This window comes from Quatrionicoccus australiensis, from assembly GCF_020510525.1.
GTDB classification, from domain to species: domain Bacteria; phylum Pseudomonadota; class Gammaproteobacteria; order Burkholderiales; family Rhodocyclaceae; genus Azonexus; species Azonexus australiensis_B.
The window spans coordinates 998,909-1,016,517 of the sequence record NZ_CP075188.1 but is presented as its reverse complement, the minus strand read 5'-3'; the positions used below and the strand labels follow the sequence as shown (position 1 = coordinate 1,016,517).

19 protein-coding genes are annotated in these 17,609 nt (G+C 63.9%); 13 read left to right on the top strand and 6 right to left on the bottom strand.

Features of this window, described 5'->3' with window-relative positions; genetic code table 11:
* Positions 1-2 precede the first annotated feature (2 nt).
* Positions 3-2,975 carry a bifunctional diguanylate cyclase/phosphodiesterase gene (locus tag KI612_RS04960; protein ID WP_226442720.1) on the bottom strand — a complete coding sequence of 991 codons (2,973 nt, stop codon included), beginning with the start codon at positions 2,973-2,975 and terminating at the stop codon, positions 3-5.
* A 161-nt stretch (positions 2,976-3,136) separates the two neighbouring features.
* Here KI612_RS04960 and KI612_RS04955 point away from each other — a divergent pair, with 161 nt between their 5' ends.
* Both KI612_RS04955 and KI612_RS04950 read left to right on the top strand, forming a co-directional pair.
* Positions 3,137-3,604: a YeeE/YedE family protein gene (locus KI612_RS04955; protein WP_226442719.1), complete on the top strand. Its 468-nt coding sequence runs from the start codon at positions 3,137-3,139 to the stop codon at positions 3,602-3,604.
* Positions 3,601-4,032 (top strand): DUF6691 family protein, encoded by a 432-nt coding sequence (locus tag KI612_RS04950; protein ID WP_226442718.1) that lies wholly within the window; start codon positions 3,601-3,603, stop codon positions 4,030-4,032. Before KI612_RS04955 ends, KI612_RS04950 begins: the two co-directional genes overlap by 4 nt.
* On the opposite strand, the gene KI612_RS04945 is transcribed toward KI612_RS04950, so the two are convergent.
* From KI612_RS04945 to KI612_RS04935, 3 genes are read right to left on the bottom strand one after another with little or no spacing between them, the layout of a single operon-like run.
* On the bottom strand, positions 4,033-4,419 hold the full coding sequence (locus KI612_RS04945) for a bacteriohemerythrin (RefSeq protein WP_226442717.1): 387 nt from the start codon (positions 4,417-4,419) through the stop codon (positions 4,033-4,035). It lies immediately after the preceding gene.
* Positions 4,419-4,976 carry a hypothetical protein gene (locus KI612_RS04940; RefSeq protein WP_226442716.1) on the bottom strand — a complete coding sequence of 186 codons (558 nt, stop codon included), beginning with the start codon at positions 4,974-4,976 and terminating at the stop codon, positions 4,419-4,421. Before KI612_RS04940 ends, KI612_RS04945 begins: the two co-directional genes overlap by 1 nt.
* A gap of 27 nt (positions 4,977-5,003) precedes the next feature.
* A complete protein-coding gene (locus tag KI612_RS04935) occupies positions 5,004-5,840 on the bottom strand; it encodes an SIR2 family protein (protein WP_226442715.1) in 837 nt (278 codons plus the stop codon).
* Positions 5,841-6,062: 222 nt separating this feature from the next.
* On the opposite strand from KI612_RS04935, the gene KI612_RS04930 reads away from it, so the two are divergent.
* The 11 genes from KI612_RS04930 to KI612_RS04880 all read left to right on the top strand — a co-directional run bounded on the left by KI612_RS04930 (position 6,063) and on the right by KI612_RS04880 (position 14,124).
* Positions 6,063-6,239 (top strand): hypothetical protein, encoded by a 177-nt coding sequence (locus KI612_RS04930; RefSeq protein ID WP_226442714.1) that lies wholly within the window; start codon positions 6,063-6,065, stop codon positions 6,237-6,239.
* 80 nt (positions 6,240-6,319) lie between these two features.
* Entirely contained in the window at positions 6,320-6,898 is a 579-nt protein-coding gene (locus tag KI612_RS04925; protein WP_226442713.1) for an SCO family protein, read from the top strand.
* Positions 6,898-7,230, top strand: coding sequence for a hypothetical protein (locus KI612_RS04920; RefSeq protein ID WP_226442712.1), 333 nt, complete (start codon positions 6,898-6,900; stop codon positions 7,228-7,230). Before KI612_RS04925 ends, KI612_RS04920 begins: the two co-directional genes overlap by 1 nt.
* A complete protein-coding gene (locus KI612_RS04915; protein ID WP_226442711.1) occupies positions 7,193-8,326 on the top strand; it encodes an ABC transporter permease in 1,134 nt (377 codons plus the stop codon). The genes KI612_RS04920 and KI612_RS04915 overlap by 38 nt, the downstream gene beginning before the upstream one ends.
* 4 nt (positions 8,327-8,330) lie before the next feature.
* Complete coding sequence (locus KI612_RS04910) at positions 8,331-9,005, top strand: ABC transporter ATP-binding protein (RefSeq protein ID WP_226442710.1); 675 nt, start codon at positions 8,331-8,333, stop codon at positions 9,003-9,005.
* A gap of 5 nt (positions 9,006-9,010) precedes the next feature.
* A complete protein-coding gene (locus tag KI612_RS04905) occupies positions 9,011-10,018 on the top strand; it encodes a hypothetical protein (RefSeq protein ID WP_226442709.1) in 1,008 nt (335 codons plus the stop codon).
* A 1-nt stretch (position 10,019) separates the two neighbouring features.
* A complete protein-coding gene (locus KI612_RS04900; RefSeq protein ID WP_226442708.1) occupies positions 10,020-10,511 on the top strand; it encodes a TlpA family protein disulfide reductase in 492 nt (163 codons plus the stop codon).
* Positions 10,508-10,690, top strand: coding sequence for a heavy metal translocating P-type ATPase metal-binding domain-containing protein (locus KI612_RS04895; RefSeq protein ID WP_226442707.1), 183 nt, complete (start codon positions 10,508-10,510; stop codon positions 10,688-10,690). Before KI612_RS04900 ends, KI612_RS04895 begins: the two co-directional genes overlap by 4 nt.
* Before the next feature lie 12 nt (positions 10,691-10,702).
* On the top strand, positions 10,703-11,068 hold the full coding sequence (locus KI612_RS04890) for a hypothetical protein (protein WP_226442706.1): 366 nt from the start codon (positions 10,703-10,705) through the stop codon (positions 11,066-11,068).
* A gap of 12 nt (positions 11,069-11,080) precedes the next feature.
* Entirely contained in the window at positions 11,081-11,698 is a 618-nt protein-coding gene (locus KI612_RS04885; protein WP_226442705.1) for a hypothetical protein, read from the top strand.
* Complete coding sequence (locus tag KI612_RS04880) at positions 11,695-14,124, top strand: heavy metal translocating P-type ATPase (protein WP_226442704.1); 2,430 nt, start codon at positions 11,695-11,697, stop codon at positions 14,122-14,124. Before KI612_RS04885 ends, KI612_RS04880 begins: the two co-directional genes overlap by 4 nt.
* Positions 14,125-14,236: 112 nt before the next feature.
* On the opposite strand, the gene KI612_RS04875 is transcribed toward KI612_RS04880, so the two are convergent.
* Together KI612_RS04875 and KI612_RS04870 are read right to left on the bottom strand one after the other, a co-directional pair.
* The gene (locus tag KI612_RS04875; RefSeq protein ID WP_226442703.1) at positions 14,237-14,788 is read right to left on the bottom strand and encodes a nitrous oxide reductase accessory protein NosL; all 552 of its coding nucleotides are present in this window, start codon (positions 14,786-14,788) and stop codon (positions 14,237-14,239) included.
* A gap of 40 nt (positions 14,789-14,828) precedes the next feature.
* A complete protein-coding gene (locus KI612_RS04870; RefSeq protein WP_226442702.1) occupies positions 14,829-17,552 on the bottom strand; it encodes a TonB-dependent receptor in 2,724 nt (907 codons plus the stop codon).
* Positions 17,553-17,609 lie beyond the last annotated feature (57 nt).

Sequence of the window (17,609 nt, the reverse complement as noted above, 5' to 3'; positions counted from 1 at the left end):
GCTCAGATCGACTGCTTGCTCACCAAGGCCGGAATCTGCCCGGCCGGGATGCCCGGACTGCAATAGAAGCCCTGGTATTCGTCACAGCCGTGACGATGCAGGAACTCAAGCTGCTCGATGGTTTCAACGCCTTCCGCGATCACCTTGCGCTCAAGCTCCGTCGCAATGCCGATCACCATGCGCACGATTGCCGCATCATTGGAATTACGCTCGAGATCGCGCACGAAGGAGCGGTCGATCTTGATCTTGTCGATCGGAAAGCGCTTCAGATACGACAAACTGGAATAACCGGTACCAAAATCGTCGATCGACAGGCTGACCCCGAGCGCCTTGAGTTCTTCCATGATGCGCACCACCCGCTCCGGATCCTCGACGATGACGCTTTCGGTAATTTCCAGTTCGAGATAACGCGCCTCCAGCCCTGTCTTCTGCAGGGCCTGCGCGACGGCAGCGACAACATCGGCACCATGAAACTGCACTGCCGACAGATTGACAGCAACCACCAGCGGCAGCATGCCGGCATCCTGCCAGGCCTTGTTCTGGCGACAGGCTTCTTCCAGTACCCAGGCACCGATCGGCAGGATCAAGCGGCTTTCCTCGGCGAGCGGAATGAAACGGACCGGCGAGACCATGCCGAGTTCCGGGTGCTGCCAGCGCAACAGACATTCGAAGCCGATCACCGCGCCACTCTGGATATCGACTTGCGGCTGATAATGCAACAGCAATTCGCCGCGTGGCAGCGCCCAGCGCAGATCACTTTCCAGACGCAGGCGTTCCTCCATCCGTACATTCATGTCGGCCGAGAAAAACCGGAAACTGTTCGGCCCGGAATCCTTGGCGTGGTGCAAAGCGTTGTCGGCATTGCGCAGCAGGGTCGCAACATCACTGCCATCGTCATGCAGCAGGCAAATACCGGCCGAAGCCGTGGTTACGACATCACTACCTTCGATTGTCACCGGTCGACCGATCACCTGAAGCAATTTCCGCGCGACGATTTCGGCAGCCACCGGGCGGGTACCCTCGGCAAGCAGCACACCAAACTGGTCGCCGCCCAGTCGGCCGACGACATCACCTTCGCGCAGCATCTTGCGCAAACGCACGCTCATCCGCCGCAACAGGGTGTCACCTGCGGCATGACCAAATGCATCATTGACGCGACTGAGCTGATTCAGGTCAATAACGATCAACACGCCCCGCTGCGCCGCAGCCAGCCATTCGCCAAGGACACGGGCAAATGCCTGGCGGTTCGGCAATTCGGTCAGCTGATCGACGTGGGTCAGCGACTCGATGCGCGCCTCGGCCGCCTTGCGTTCGCTCAGATCGGTAACAAACACCGCCCAGTTGACGACCTGTCCTTCATCATTGCGGATAGAACTGACATTGCAATGAATCGGCAACTGGCTGCCATCCTTGCGTACCGCCTGCATTTCGCCGCGCCAGCAGCCCTGTTCATCCAGCACCTGCACCACAGCGTCGAGTGCCGCCGGGTCCTGACAACCTTCCACCATGAAGCGCGGCAAACGGCCCTGCAGGTCCTCCAGCGTGTAACCGCTGATCGCTGTCACCGCCTTGTTCAGGGTCAGGACGCGTCGCTCCTCGTCAAGAATCAGGACGGCATCGTTGGCGTTGTCGAAAAAGTGGGTGATCAGGCGCTGCCGCTCTTCAGCCTCAAAACGTTCACTCATGTCCCAGGCCACACCGGCCAGCCCGCGCGGCTGACCATCGTCGCGATAAACCGGTACGCGCAGGAATTCGAAAGGGGTCAGTTTGCCGCACAGATGCAACCAGAGCAGCTGGCGGACCGGTCCGCCCTGACGATAAACCTCCAATTGTCCGGCGCGCAGCACCCTGGCCTCTTCTGCCGGGAAAAGTTCATCGACCGTATGACCGATGATCGCATCCATCGGCCGCCCCAAATAACGGCAAAAAGCCTCGTTGACCGCCAGATAGTGGCCATCGTTGTCGAGCAACCAAGCCGGATCGGGAATCGAATCGAGCAGGGCGCGACTCTCGCGTGACTTGTCGGCAAAATCGGCTGCCAGCTTTTCCGCCAGCGCCTCGGCCTGACGGTAGCCCATGCCCCAGGAGCGCACCAGTGCGAGCAAAGCACCGAGCAACACAATAGCGAGGACGCCGTAAATCAATGCCCGGCGCTTCCATTCGGCAAGAATCTCGGCTTCGGCGAGGCCAACCGTGACCACAAACGGGAAGCCCTCGACCGCCCGAAAGATAAAGACACGTTGCACGCCATCCAGGCCGCCGGCCCGCCGGAAACTGCCGCTCGTTTCACCCGCCTGCAGGGCGGCCGGAATCGAACTATCGGTCAATTTTCCGCCCTGTCGATCCGGCAGTTTCGGGGCGCGGGCGAACAAGGTCATGTCGCGACTCCACAAGGCGATGACGCCATGCCGACCGACATCCAGCCCACGGTAATAATGTTCGAAATAATCGGCACGCAAGGTTGCAAATACGACGCCAGCAAAATTGCCTGCCCGGTCCTGCAGACGCCGGGCAAAAACGATCACGACATCATGCGTACTGCGGGAAACCAGGGGTGGCGAAATGACCAGATTGGCCGCCGGATCGTCACGCAGGCGAATGAAATAGGGACGGTCAGCGATATTGATACCACTCAGCACACCGCTCGCATCGTAGATATAACTCCCGTTGGTATCGGCAACGCGAAAACTGTGCACTTCAGGGATACGCGCCAGATAGTCCCGCATTCCATCTTCGATGCGTGCGCGCGGCACACGCTCCACAACCTCATACTGAAAGCGCTGCACGAAATCAGAGAGTTGATGGTCGACCTTGCCAGCCGTGCCCTGCAGATGGCTTTCGAGCAACTTGGTCAGGGTGTGGCCGACATGCTCGGCTGCATGCAACTCGCGCTCGCGCGATTGCTGCAGGTCGAGACCGACCCAGCCGAACAGGCCCAGGCACAGGGCCGTTACCAGCAATGCACCGAAACGCAAAGACCATTTCGCCGCCACCCCACCCCCTGATCTGTATTTGTTTAATTTAATTGTTCGTCACAGTTTAGCATGCGGAATACCGGCAAACCGGTATGCAAGCCCACCCGCCAAGGCCAACTAGTGCGACAATTTCGCGCTTTTTCCACCGCAAGTTTCTCTTAATGATTGCACACTATTTCCCGAACGGCCTGGCGCCTTACCTGATCGGCGGCCTGCTGATCGGTAGCGGCGTCGCGCTGCTGTTTCTCGGCACCGGCCGCCAGGGCGGCGTCAGTACCTTTTTCAGCGCCGTCTGGTCCTGGTTCAGTCGACATCCCTTCTTCCAGCAAGCCAGTCTGCGCGACAGCCGCCAGTGGCGCCTGCTCTACGCGCTCGGTCTGGTGCTCGGCGGCGCCCTCTACGCCGAACTTGGCCTGCCGCTCGCTGCCAGCCAGCTGCCAGCCTGGAAATTCGCCGTCGGCGGCCTGCTGATCGGTTTCGGCGCCCGCCAGGGCGGCGGCTGCACCTCCGGCCACGGTATCTGCGGCATGGCCTCACTGTCAGCCGGTTCCCTGCTCATGGTGCTCACCTTCCTCGGCACCGCCATCATCACCGCGCAAACCCTGAGTCACTTCGGAGTTGCGCCATGAAGCAGCGCCTGAACCAGATCGTCACCCTGGCCAGCGGCACCCTGTTCGGCTTCGGCCTCGCCTGGTCGACGATGATCCGGCCGGAGTCGGTACTCGCCTTCCTCAACTTCCAGGACCTCGGCCTGCTCCTCGTACTCGGCAGCGCTGTCGGTCTCAACCTGCTCGTCTTCCAGCTCGCGCCGCGCCTGCGCCAACGCGCCCTGCTCGGCGACGCCTTCCAGCAACGCCCATTCACACTGAACCGCCAGACCCTGAGCGGCGGCGTCCTGTTCGGACTGGGCTGGGGCCTGTGCGGCGTCTGCCCGGGACCGGCACTGGCCGGACTCGGCGCCGGCAACGGCGATCTGCTGATCGCGCTGGCCGGCATTCTTGCCGGCGCCTGGCTGCAAGGTCTTTGGGCCAGCCGCAGCGGCACGCCAGCCCCCTGATTACTGCGTTGCCGCCTTCTGCTTGATACAGCCGGCCAGGGCGGCATCCATCGTCGCCAGGTGGGTGGCAAACCACCCGGGCAGTGCCTGGGCATATTGGCGTGCGCTGACCAGTCGACCGGCCGCGACGCCGCGCGCAAAATGCGCCAGTTCGCCGAGCACGCGCAGATGCTCGCTGTTGTGCTCACCGATTGCCGGGAAGCGGCAGGCCTTCATCAGCTTGCCTTCGTGCTCGAAATGCAGCCGGGTATGTTCGTGCAGACGGGCAAAGAGGGCCGGGAATTCGGCATCCGGCGCACCCTGCAAGGCATCGGCCAGATCGACGAATTCCCGGTGGGTGGCGTCCATGTCCGCCACCCCGAGCGCAAAACGCTCATCCCACGGCATCAGACGGCGCCGTGCGTGATGCGCTTGGCGTTGTTGGTGGTCTTCATGGCTTCTTCGACCGTCGATTCCGGATACTTGAATTTTTCGGACTTGAGGGCTTCATAGACCGTAACGACCTTGTCAGCCGACGTCTGGCCCTTGAAGTCGCCCTTCTCCAGACCGACCATGTCGATCAGCTCATTCCAGGCCATGCCTTCGGTAAGCGGGATGAAGACGACGGTGGCGCCATTCACCGTGGTGATGAAGGCCTTGGGAATATTGATGGTGAACAGCACGACGATGGCGCCGGCCTTGAGATCGGCACCCAGAATTTCAGCCAGGAGCGGGAATTCCTGCAATTCGTCGAGCGAACCCGACAGCAGTTTCAGATCGTCACCCTCGGCAAGCAGCGCAGCCTGCTTGAGAACCGCAGCCGGCGGACCACGACGACCCTGGGCATCAGCCACTTCGCCCTCTTTCAGGATGAACTCGCCACGATAGGCGACGACGCCCGGCTTGGTGGCCGCTTCCTTGAAGTTGGAATTGAAAAAGAGGTGTTGGTAACGATCGAGCAGCATGTTTCTTCCTTGGTTGATTAAATAAGTTCAGGCGGGAACGGGGGCGCCGATGAAGTCAAAAATATCGGCATCGATGATTTCGAGACCGACCTTCTTGCAGAAGCGTTTTTCCTTGTCGGTCGGCGTCGCGATGAAGACCCAGCCGGCCGGCTGGGCGGCGGCGTAGATGAAGTCGGACATCACCATGCGTTCGGTGTCGCGGTTGAGGCGCAGCCCCATCAGCAGGTATTTCTTGCCCTTGCGCAGTTCCTTGACCTCGGGCGGAATCGAGAAGCCGCCCATCAGTTCGGTAATGAAATCGACGTAGTCGGCATCGGAAGCGATGTAGTTGGCTTCCGGCTTGGGCGTGCCCATCGGCTTGAACAGGATGGGCAGGGCCGGGTTGATCGCCTCGCTCTTCTGGTAGGCGGCACCGTCCCAGAGATAGAGCTTGTAGCGGAAATCGGTACCGCCGATGCGGGCAATGCCGACCACCAGGTTGTGCGGCACGCCGGCGTAGGAGTCCTGCAACTGCGTGTCGCGATTGATATCGACGACGTAATGCGGCGCGATCTCCTTCAGCCAGTCGTGGAAGGCGCCGCGCGTCCATTCCGTCTCGCCGTAGGTGCGGGTCAGGAACTTGGTGACGGCGCTGCGCCCGCGCTTCAGTTCGATGTTCATCGCGGCGCGCGGAAATTCGTACATCAGCTTGGGCGCCATCGGCTTGCCGCCGTTCATGGCGATGATCAGCGAGTCGCTGTCGGCCGGGATAGGCTCACCGGTCGCGACATTCCTGACGTCGGCGAGCACGCCCGAACCAATATAGGGAACGATGCTGCCGTCCTTGAGGCCGGCGAGCAGCTCGGCACGCAGTTCTGGGGTCATGTTTTTTCTCTGTCGTGGGGCTAGGGTAGATGCCCTCACGCAAAATCCACGCCCGACGCAGAACAACGCAGCCATGCGGCTTTGCGCGCCTCGCGCCGGGCCGTTGTCGGCTTTGCGACACGACATTCGGCGCACGATGCGACACGCCCGGTGCGACACTATGTCGCACTTGTGCCCAGAGAAAACTCGTTAGCATGCGAGCACTGCACCGGGGAGACCACCATGAACCAGAACCAGACCACCCAAAAAGAGCCGGAAATGGCCTCATTGCTGCTCGGCGCCGGTTTTGCGCTGGCATCGCTGATCATCCTGCCCGCCGTCGCCCAACGCATCGGCATGGGTTCGAGCCTGACCATCGCGCTGCGCGGCGCCCTGATGCGCGCCGCCAATCGTTTTTAATACCGGCTTTTTGACATAAGTGCTGTTTCCCGAAAGTATCCGAGGGCAGACTGTCGGCCTGCCCTTTTGCATTGCCCGCCATGAAAAAATACACCCTGATCGGCATTGCCCTGTTTCTCGCGCTTCTGCTCGGCGCCGCCCTCTTCCTGCGCGGCGGCGTTCCGGCCCGACCGGTCAACCTGCCGGCCGGCGGCGATTTCGTGCTGCAGACGGTCGACGGCCCCTTTGACACAAAAATGCTGCGCGGCAAGGTGCTGCTCGTCTATTTCGGCTACACGCATTGCCCGGACGTCTGCCCGGCCTCGCTGGCGGCCGGCGGCCAGGCGCTCAATGCGCTGACGCCGGAAGAGCGGGAGAAGGTTCGCCTGCTGATGATCTCGGTCGATCCCGAGCGCGACAGCCTGCAGCACCTCAAGGAATACACCGGCTTCTTCCATCCGCAGATGCTCGGCGCCACCGGTACACCGGCCGAAATCGCCAAAATTGCCGGCAGCTTCGGTGCCGGCTATGTCAAGCAGGCGGCCAAGGCCGACGGTTCCTATGCCGTCGATCACACGGTATCGACCTATGTCGTCGGGCCGGACGGCAAGCTGGCGGCCGTGCTCGATCTCGGCGTCCCGACCGACAAGCTGCTCGCCACCATCCGCCAATTGCTCTGATGTTGCGTCCCTCGACCTTCGCCGCCGTCCTGCTCGGCACCGCCGGGCTCGCCTTCGCGGTCAGCCTGCTCGATGCGGCGAGCCTCGGCGACGCCCGCCAGCCGGCACGCGATGAACGCCGCGCCCTGGTCGACAAGCTCGGCCTGACCGATCTTTCGCTATTCACCGAAGCCCGCTACACCCGCCATCCCTCGCAGGCCGACCTGCATTCCGCATTGCAGGACCATCCGGCCGCTTTCGACCATTTCCCGACCGGCTCGCTGCTCGCGCCGCCGCCTCACCTGACTGCCCCGTATGCATCCCTGGCTGGAAAAACAGCGTCACCTGATTGATTTCACGCTGGCCGCACTGGCCCGGCGCAAGGCGAAGAATATCGGCCTGCTCGCCGCCTATGCGCTGCTCGTCTTCGTGCTCGCCTCGCTCGCCTTGTTCACCCAGGCGCTGCGCAAGGAAGCCGGCTTCGTGCTCGCCGCTTCGCCGGAAGTCATCGTCCAGCGCATGGTGGCCGGCCGGCATGACCTGATCCCGCCCGGCTACCTCGACAAGATCGGCCGCCTGCGCGGCGTGCAGAAGCAGGAAGGCCGGCTCTGGGGCTATTACTACGACCCGGTGGTGAGCGCCAACTACACCTTCATGGCCCGTCCGGCCGAGGAAGTGGCGAGCGGCAGCATCATGCTCGGCGCGACACTGGCGCGGGCGCGCGGCCTGCAGCCGGGCAACCTGATTTCCTTCCGTTCCTATGCCGGCAAGCTGTTCAGCTTCAAGGTCGCCGCCCTGCTCTCGCCCGATTCCGAACTGCTCGCAGCCGACCTCGTGCTGCTCTCGGAAGACGATTTCCGCGCCTTCTTCGACTACCCGGCCGGCCACTACACCGACATCGCGCTGTCGGTGGCCAATCCGCAGGAAGTGCGCAACATCGCCGCCAAACTCGCCAATGCGCTGCCCGACTCGCGCCCCATCCTGCGCGAGGAAGTGCTGCGCACCTACCAGAGCATTTTCGACTGGCGCGAAGGCATCGTGCTCACCGTGCTGGCCGGCGCCATCCTGGCCTTCGCGCTGCTCGCCTGGGACAAGGCGTCCGGGCTGTCGGCCGAGGAGAAGCGCGAGATCGGCATCCTCAAGGCCATCGGCTGGGAAACCGGCGACGTCATCCGCATGAAGCTGTGGGAAGGCGTCCTCGTTTCGCTGACCGCCTTCCTGCTCGGCTTCGTCGCCGCCTACATCCATGTCTTCTATTTCGGCGCGGCGATTTTCAAGCCGGTGCTGCAGGGCTGGGCCGTACTCTACCCGAGCTTCACGCTGGTCCCGGCGGTCGACGGCCTGCAGATCGCCACTTTGGCCTTCTTCACCATCTTCCCCTACAGCGCCGCCGTGCTCGTGCCGATCTGGCGCGCCGCGACGACCGATCCCGACGCGGTGATGAGATAAAGCCATGATCGAACTTTCCGCCGTCAAGAAGGCCTTCAACCAGGGCCGACCCAATGAATACTGGGCGCTGCATGGCATCGACCTGGCCATCGAGGCCGGTCGCGTCACCGCCCTGCGCGGCCCGAGCGGTTCCGGCAAAACGACGCTGCTGACGCTGATCGGCTGCCTGGCGCGGCCGACCAGCGGCCGCGTCCGCCTTCGGGGCGAGGACATTTCCGGCCTGCCGGAACGTTTCCTGACCGAAATCCGCCGCCAGACCTTCGGTTTCATCTTCCAGCAATTCAATTTGATCAAGGGCCTGTCGGCGCTGGAAAACGTCATCCTGCCGGCCTTCCCGACCGGCCGGCCGCGCCCCGAACTGGTCGAAAAAGCCGAGCAACTGTTCGACCAGCTCAAGCTCGGCCACCGCGCCACGGCCAAGGTCGAATGGCTGTCCGGCGGCGAACAGCAGCGCGTCGCCATCGCCCGCGCCCTGATCAACGATCCGGCGGTGATCATCGCCGACGAGCCGACGGCCAATCTCGACACGGCGCTGGCGAAGGAATTCATGGCCATCCTCGAAAGCTTCACGGCGGCCGGCAAGACGGTATTGCTGACCAGCCACGACCCGCTGGTCGTCGAATCGAGCGCCGTGCATCGCGTCGTCGGCATGCGCGACGGCCGACTGGTCGACGCGTAAAAAACATGCTTTTTCAGCCGGCCATCATCGCCCTGCTGCTCGCCTCCGGCCTCGCCGTACTCATGCTGGCGGCTGCCGCACCGTTTGCCGTGCAGGTCATCCGGCGCTGGGACATCGCCAGCGGCTCGGAGCTGCAACTGGCGCTGGAACGCCGCACCTACCTGTTCTCGACGCTGCTCGGTTTCGTCTTCGCGGCCCAGCTCGGCGCGCTGCTGCTTTTCGTGTTCACCGCCGACCGCCTGAGCGTGATGTTCGTCGGCGCGATGTGCGCGGTCGGCACGCTCAACGTCAATGGCTACGGCTTTCCTTCGCTGCTCACCCAGATCGGCGTCTTCTTTCTGGCCGCGATGTGGCTGACCATCAACCATGCCGACAGCCAGGCCCGCGACTACCCGCTGGTCCGTCTCAAGTATGGCCTGCTGCTCGTCCTGCTGCCGCTGCTGGCCGGCAGTTTCTGGCTGGAATTGCAATATTTCCGCGGGCTCAAGGCCAATGTGATCACCTCCTGCTGCGGCAGCCTGTTCTCCGGCGAAGCGAAAACCATCGCCGGCGAGGCCTCGGGCATGGCTGCACAGCCGGCCATTGTGCTGTTCTACGCCGCGTTGACCGCTGCGGTCACGGTCGCCCTCGTCCATTGGCGGCGTGCCGGCCGGGCCAGCGGCTACATCCTGGCGGCGACCAGCGGCGGCGCCTTCGTTGCGGCCATCACCGGCATTCTCTCCTTCGTCTCGCTCTACATCTACGAGCATCCGCATCACCACTGCCCGTTCTGCATCCTCAAGCCGGAATACGATTACCAGGGCTACGCGCTCTACCTGCCGCTCTTCGTCGCCACCGCGGCCGGCCTCGGCGCCGGGGCACTGCAGCCCTTCGCCAGGATTCCCAGCCTGGCCGCCAGCCTGCCGCGACTTTCGGCGCGCCTGGCCGCCGTCGCCGCCGGCGGATTTACCCTCTTCGCTGCGCTGGCCACCTGGTTCGTGCTGGCTTCCAATCTGATCCTCATCGAACACTGACATGCGCCTGCTGCTCGCCGCCCTGTTTTTCTCCTTCTTTCTCAGCGCCTGCGGCGACGACGCCGCCGTCAAGCTCAACACCGGCGATGCCGCGCCCGCCTTTTCGGCGCCGGCGCTCGACGGCCGCCAGCACGACTTCCCCGCCGGCTTCGCCGGGCAGCCGCTGGTCATCCGCTTCTGGGCTGACTGGTGCAAGTATTGCGCCGGCGAAATGCAGGCCATCGAGGAGGTTTACCGCCGTCACCCCGGCCAGATCAAGGTCGTGGCGATCAACGCCGGCCAGGACAAGGCGACGGTCGAGGCCTTCATCAAGAAGATAGGCGTCAGCTACCCGGCACTGCTCGACGAAAGCTCGGCCATTGCGCGCCGCTACGGCGTCGTCGGCCTGCCGACCACTTATTTTGTCGATGGGCAAGGCATCGTCCGCGCCAAGATCGTCGGCGAGGCCGATGCCGCCACTTTCGAGCGCCAGGCGCTGGCGCTGCTGCGATGAGCGAAGCCCGCCCCTGCGACCTGTGCGGCCTTGAGGTCGGCGCCAAACCCTTCCCGCTGGCCACGGCGGAGCGCGAATTGCAGTTCTGCTGCGAAGGCTGTCGCGGCATCTACGAGATGCTGCATGACATTCAACCGCCAGCAGCCCAGAATGGCGGCAAACCGCCCCCGAATTCCTGAAAGGACAGAATCATGATGAGCGAAGAAATGCTGAAGAAAATGCCGCATGTAATGAGCACGGCCGGCCACATGCTGGCCCAGCCCGTCGCCAAGGGCGCCGCCCTGGCCGCCGGCGGTTTTGCGGCCGGGCGCAGCCTGCTCGGTTTCAGCCTGCTGCGCAATCCGCTGACCCTGCTCGCAGCCGGCGTTGCGGCGGGCGTCGCGGCCGGTTTCCTGGCCCACAAGTACCAGAAGGAAATCATCGACGGCCTGTCGAAAGCGAGCGGCATGGGCAAGGACTTCGCGCTGCACCAGAAGGAAAACCTCGCCGACCTCATGGCCGAGGCCAGCGAAGCGCCGGCCCCCAAGGCAGCTGACAGCGACACCCCGGCCGCGTAAGGGAGACGACGCATGAGCACCGCCGACGAACTGGCCCGGCGCATCCAGGTGGTGCATCGCGCCGCCGGCTACCTGCGCCTGGAACTGCCGGCCGAACTGTGCGGCCCCGCCGCGGCCACCGCCATCGAAAACGGCCTGCTGGCCCTGCCCGGCGTCAGCCTGGCCACGGTCGACCGGCCCTGGCAGCGCCTTTCGGTGCGCCACGACACGGCCGTGAGCACGGCGCCGCAAATCGCCCGCCACCTGTTCGGCCTGTTGCCCGACCTGCCGCTTGAGGCGCCCGCCGCCGAAACGCCGGCAGAAAGTCCGGAAAACGCCCCGGCTGCAGCGACGCCCTTCGGCCTGCAGCCGCTGCTCGACCGCCTGCAGCAATTGCTCGGCCTCGCCGAGCCGGCCCCCGACGGCAGCCTGCAGGCCCGCCTGCAACCGGTGCTGGCCAGCGCCCTGACCGAGAAGGCGATCTACAACTTCCTCAACGACCTGGTCGCCTTCTACCTCGTCAAGACGCACTGGGAGCTGATCAGCAAGCGCTGGATCAAGACGCCGCTGGCCTACAGCAATGCCTGGATGACGGTCTTCTACCTCGTCTTCCTGCTCGTCCGCTATCGCAAGAGCAACGCCGGCAAATGAAGCATTTCAAGGTCGTGCACCGCCTGGCGCGCCGCATCCGCGTGCTGGCCCCGGCGCTGGAAAAGGAACAGGAGCGCTGTTACATCCTGGAAATCCTGCTGCGCAAGCATCCGGCGGTGAGCGACGTCAGCCTGGTGCCGGAGATCGGCTCGCTGACCATCCGTTACGACCCGGCCGTACTGCCCGAAGCGCGCCTGCTGGCGACGCTCGACGCCGTGCTCGGCAACCTGCTGGCCGCACCGCGTGCACCGCAGGCACCGCTCGCGCCGGTCGAGGGGCCAGTGCAGGAATGTTCGCTGGCCGTCGAAGGCATGAGCTGCGCCTCCTGCGCCCTGCTCATCGAGATGAAGCTCAAGCGCGACCCGCGCGTGCGCTCGGCCACCGTCAATTTCGCCTCGGCGACGCTGGCCGTGTTCGGCGTCATCGACCGCGACGGCATCGCCGAACTGGTCCGCCGCCTCGGCTATGAAGCGCGGCCGATGGATACCCTGAGCCAGCGCCGCCTGCTCGTCGAACGCGAAAAGGAACGCATCGCGGAAGCCAAAAAGCGTTTCGTGCAGGCCGCCCTCCTGACCGTGCCGGTCATGCTTTCCGGCATGGCCATGCACCGCTCGCCGCTGCTGCGCGTCGTCGAATTCGGGCTGTCGACCGCCATCCTGTTCGGCAGCAGCAACAGCATTTTCCGCAAGGCCTGGGCGCTGGCCCGCCAGGGCGAGGCCAACATGGACACGCTGATCGCCGGCGGCGCCGGCGCCGCCTGGGCCTACAGCATTCCCGGCGTGTTCCGGATGCACCACCACGTCTATTTCGAGTCGGCCGCCGGCATCTGCACCTTCGTGCTGCTCGGCCGCTATCTCGAAGAACGCGCCAAGGGCAAGGCCGGCGAGGCGATCCGCAAGCTCATCGAATTGCAGCCGGCCACGGCGCTGCGCATCGAAGCCGACGGCAGCGAGTTCGAGGTCGATATCGACGCCGTGCAGATCGGCGACACGCTGCGCGTCCGGGCCGGCGACAAGATCCCCACCGATGGCCGCGTGCTGGCCGGCAGCTCGACCGTCGACGAAGCCATGCTCACCGGCGAATCGCTGCCGGTCGCAAAAACGCCCGGCGACAAGGTGGTCGGCGGCTGCCTGAACGGCAACGGCAGTTTCACCATGACGGTCACCGCCATCGGCGCCGACACCGTGCTCTCCGGCATCGTCAAGCTGGTCGACCAGGCGCAGGGCAGCAAATTGCCGGTGCAGAAACTCGCCGACCGCATTTCGGCGCGCTTCGTGCCGGCGGTGGGCGGCATCGCCGCGCTGACCTTCGGCGGCTGGGCGCTGGCCGGCCATCCGGTGGCGCACGCCCTGGCCCATTCTGTCGCCGTGCTGCTCATCGCCTGCCCCTGCGCGCTGGGCCTCGCGACGCCGACGGCGATCATGGTCGGCACCGGCCAGGCCGCCAGGCGCGGCATCTACATCCGCCACGGCGAAGCACTCGAAACCGCGGCGCAACTGAGCACCCTGGTTTTCGACAAGACCGGCACGATCACCGAAGGCAAGCCGGTGGTCACCGACAGCTTCCTGCTGCCCGGCCAGGATGCGGCCGAACTCGCCGCCCTGCTCGGCGCCGCCGAAGCCGGTTCCGAACATTTCCTGGCGCGCGCCCTGGCCGACTGGTGCCGGCCGCGCACGCAGCGCCCGGCCGTCTGCAGCGAATTTCGCGCGGAACCGGGACGCGGCGTGATCGCCTGCGTCGACGGCAACGCCATCGTCGCCGGCAACGCCCTGCTCCTCGAAGAAAACGCCATCGCCAGCGGCCCGCTCGCCAGCGAGGCCGAACGCCTCGCCGAACAGGGCAAGACGCCGGTTTTCCTGGCGGTCGACGGCGTCGCCGTGGCCCTTTTCGCGATTGCCGACCAGGCACGTCCGGGCGCCCGCGAAGCCATCGCCCTGCTGCATCGGCTCGGCCTCAAGACGGTAATGGCGACCGGCGACCTTGAAGCCGTGGCCCGTCACGTCGCCCGCGAAGTCGGCATCGACGAAGTCGTCGCGCGCGCCACGCCGGCCGACAAGCTCGCCCTGATCCGCCGCCTGCAAGCCGAAGGCGGCAAGGTCGGCATGATCGGCGACGGCATCAACGACGCCCCGGCCCTGGCCGCGGCCGACGTCGGCTTCGCCATCGGCGGCGGCGCCGACATCGCCGTCGAGGCCGCCGACATCACGCTGGTCGGCGGCGACATCGCCCGCGTCGCGGCCGGCATCGAACTCTCCCGGCGCACCATGGCGATCATCCGCCAGAACCTGTTCTGGGCGCTCGGCTACAACGTCGTCGCCATCCCCGTCGCCGCCGCCGGCCGCCTCAACCCGATGATCGCGGCTGCGGCCATGGGCCTGAGTTCGGTATCGGTGGTGAGCAATTCGCTGCGTTTGCAGCGCGCCTGAAACGCCGACCGGTCGACTGCCGGAAAAACACGATTTTCAGGCAGTCGACCGGTCGGCAAACAAAATGGCCGGGCGCGAACAGTGACCTGATCGCGTCCGGCCATTTAGCTGCTCAGCTGCCGCCCTTGCGCAGCAGGCGTTCGCGGTCGTTGGCGTAGCGTCGGACCAGGCTGTTTGCCGTCTCGTCAAACGACGCCGCAATCGCCGTCGCAAAGCTGCCGATCTCGCCGCCATAGGTCAGTTGTGCCTGCAGCGCCGCCTCCCGACTGGCGAAGGCAACCTTGCTGACCGGCGTCATCACGCCGCGCAGATCGCTACCGATCAGGTAGGTCGCCGACGCCGCCTCGACCAGTTGTTTGGGCTCAGCGGTCGACGCGTAATCGGGCGCATAGATCGCCCGGAAGCCGCGCCGCCGCTCGCGCAACATGCACTCGGCGGCGCAATGCACGGAACAGGTGCCCTGCGCCGCACCGTCGCCGTAATGCAGCAGGTGGCGCGCGTAGTGGAACTTGCGCCGGTCCATGTTGCAGATGACGCAGCGCGGGTACTTCTCCAGCTCATTGACCAGCGGCTCCGGGTCACCGGCACCTCGATCCATCTCGGCCATCACCCGGCTGCCGCCAGCCAGAAGCAACGCCCCCAACAATACATTTCTTCTTTTCATCGCAATTTCCTCAAGTCATAACGCCGCATGCGCCAAGCAATCAAAACCGATAGCCGATTTCCAGCCAGAATTGACGGCCGTATTCGTAAAGCCCGCCCAGGCTGGTGCCGTTGTCGTACATGGCAACTTTTCGGTCCAGCACGTTGTTGATCGACACCGTGGTATAGGCTTCCTGCTTGGCGATACCGGTCGGAATCGACCACGTAGCGCTCAAGTCCCAGACCATGGCGCCGCCGAAATGGCGCTTGGCGTAATCCGTGATATTCGAACCGTTGTAACTGTAGCTACCGACCGAGACGACCTGGTCATAACCCGCGCGATAGCGCAGGAAGTTGCCAATCCTGACGCGCGCCGCCGGAATCTCGGTGTTCAGCAACAGGCGTGCCGTCCATGGGCGAATGTAGTTATCCACCGGCTTGTCGGACCAGGGCATCACCGTGCCGTTATAGCGGATCATCCGGGCCAGGCCGTTGCTGTCCAGGGTCTCGCCATAGCTCAGGTGCGATGCCGTGACTTGCGTCTGGTCAAGCACGAACATCGCTTCCGTGCTCGTGCCGGCGAATTTCCAGGGCGTGGTATTGGTGACGGTCAGCGACAAGGTATCCGCATCGCTCTTCCCGTCGTTGCTGAAGTAGTAGAGCAGATTGCCCGAGCCACCCGGATCGGTCACCGTCTGCGTCGCAACCTGCTTGCGCCCCTTGCGGTTCACCCATTTTGCTGTCCATGAGAAACCTCCCCATTGCTGCCGCAGGGAAAGCATCGCTTCGTCGTCATAGGGATTTTCCAGAGGACGGGCGCGATCCCGGTCAAAGACATTGCTGCTATATACCCAAGGTGACGCCATGCTGGCCCGGGTTTCGTAATACAGCAGGCCACGCCGGCCGGCGGTCAGCTGGTAGGCAAACAGCGGGTAGCTGTAATAGCGATTCAAGCCAGCCTCGAACTGCGTGCGCTTGTCGCCAAAGACATCCCAGAATGCAGCCAGACGCGGCGCCAGACCCGATTTGGTGGACAAGTCGTCGTTCTGGTAACGCAAGCCAAGGCGCAAACGCACATCGCCCCGCTGGATTTCGTCCTGCATGAACAGCGCCCGGCGATAGCCTTCCGCCTCGATCCGCCCGGCGCGGTAGGTCGCGCGTTGCGACAGGAATTGTCCGCTCCAGGTCGGCTGGTTGTAGGGCGCCGACAACGAACAGGTCGTAAAGTCGGCGACACCGTCAGGGCCGATGCACGAATTGGTGTCCTTGGGTTTCTCGTAATAGGAAAAGCTGCTTTCCCGCTCGTAATAGGCTTCGGTTTTCGAGAGTTCGAGGCCGGCCTGGAACTGGTGCCGGAAATTGCCCAGTTGCAGCGCATTCCAGTCGAACTTGCCGAAATAGGTAGCCGTCCGCTCCCTCTGGTTTTGCGGCCCGCGGCCGCCTTCGACGGCATTCGATCCGGCTGCGGCCCAGTTCTTTTCCGGCGAGGCAAGCCACCATTTGGAGGACGTTGCATCCTCGTTGCCGCGCGAGCCTTCGACTTCGGTCCAGGAGACGCGCTGGGTCAGTGTTCCCTTGTCCAGACGCCAGGCCATCCCAAGATTGGCGCCCATGCCGCCGGTCCGGTTGGTCCACCCCGAGTTTTGCCAGGTATTCATGTAGCGCCGGTCCTCGCCCGGCGCATAAGTTAAGGACATATCCAGATCAATATCGCTCACCGGATGCCAGAAACCGCGAACGAAGAAATTTTCCAGCTTGCGGGTTTCCGTCAGATTGTTCTGCGGGCTGGCGGCACCGCCTCCCTGGTAGCTCTGCAGGGGAATGCTCGATTCGGTCTGGACAAAACTGCCGATCAAACCGCTGTTCTCGGTCGGCTTGCCTTCCAGCGCAAGGCGCCAGCTTTGCTTGGTGAATTTGGGCTGACCGAGAAAGCTGTCACTGGAATTCTGATAAGCATCCTTGTAACGCTCATCGACATAGGCATGCATCCACGAGGAACGGGTCGTCTGGTACGACAGCTGACCGCCGAACGCCCGTTTCGGCTCACAGGTTTTCGCCTCGACCACACCGCCGGTAAAACCGCCGAACTCGACCGGCACATTGGCATCACGCACCACGATGTCGCACACCAGGCTGGAGTCGATATTCATGCCGAAGGCGCTGCCCGAGAGCATGTGCGGCATATTCTCGGTTTTCGTCGCCGGATCGAGATGGTTGCTGATCCCCATACCGTCCAGCATGTAGGAGTTCTGGTAAAACTTGGCGCCGTTGATGCTGATATCGGCCGGCGCGATTTCCCCACCCTTGGCTGACTGCAGAACCTTGGAATCGAACTGCACGTTCGGATGGATTTTGAGCAGGCTGGTAATGTCGCCGTTGCCTCGCGGCAAGGCCTCGATTACCCGCCGATCAAGGTGTTCTTCGCCGGCTGAAAGCGGCATGGCTGCAGCCGTTACCAGCACCTCTGGCAACTCCCTTTCACCGCTGGCCGCGGCCCGTTTCTGCACGACAAAGGTTCCCTTGCCCGTACTGGCAAAGCTGAAGCCGCTGCCTTCGAGCAACTGGCGCAAGGCCGCTTCGGGAGAGAGATTGCCGTGCAGGGCCGATGCGCGCGCGCCCTTGAGTTCATCGGCGTTGAACAGCAGCTGGATACCGCTCTGGCTGGCCAGTGCGGTCAGGGCAGCGGCCAGCGGCTGGGCGGGAATGTCGAGTGCTTTGGCCTGGGCGAGAACGCCGCCGGAATGGATGGCGGCGACGAGCAGCGCCAGGCGTAGTGGTTTGTGCATGTTTGGAACCCCTGTTACGTTGTTTTCAAGCGGACCTGCAGGTCCTGTATGACTTGA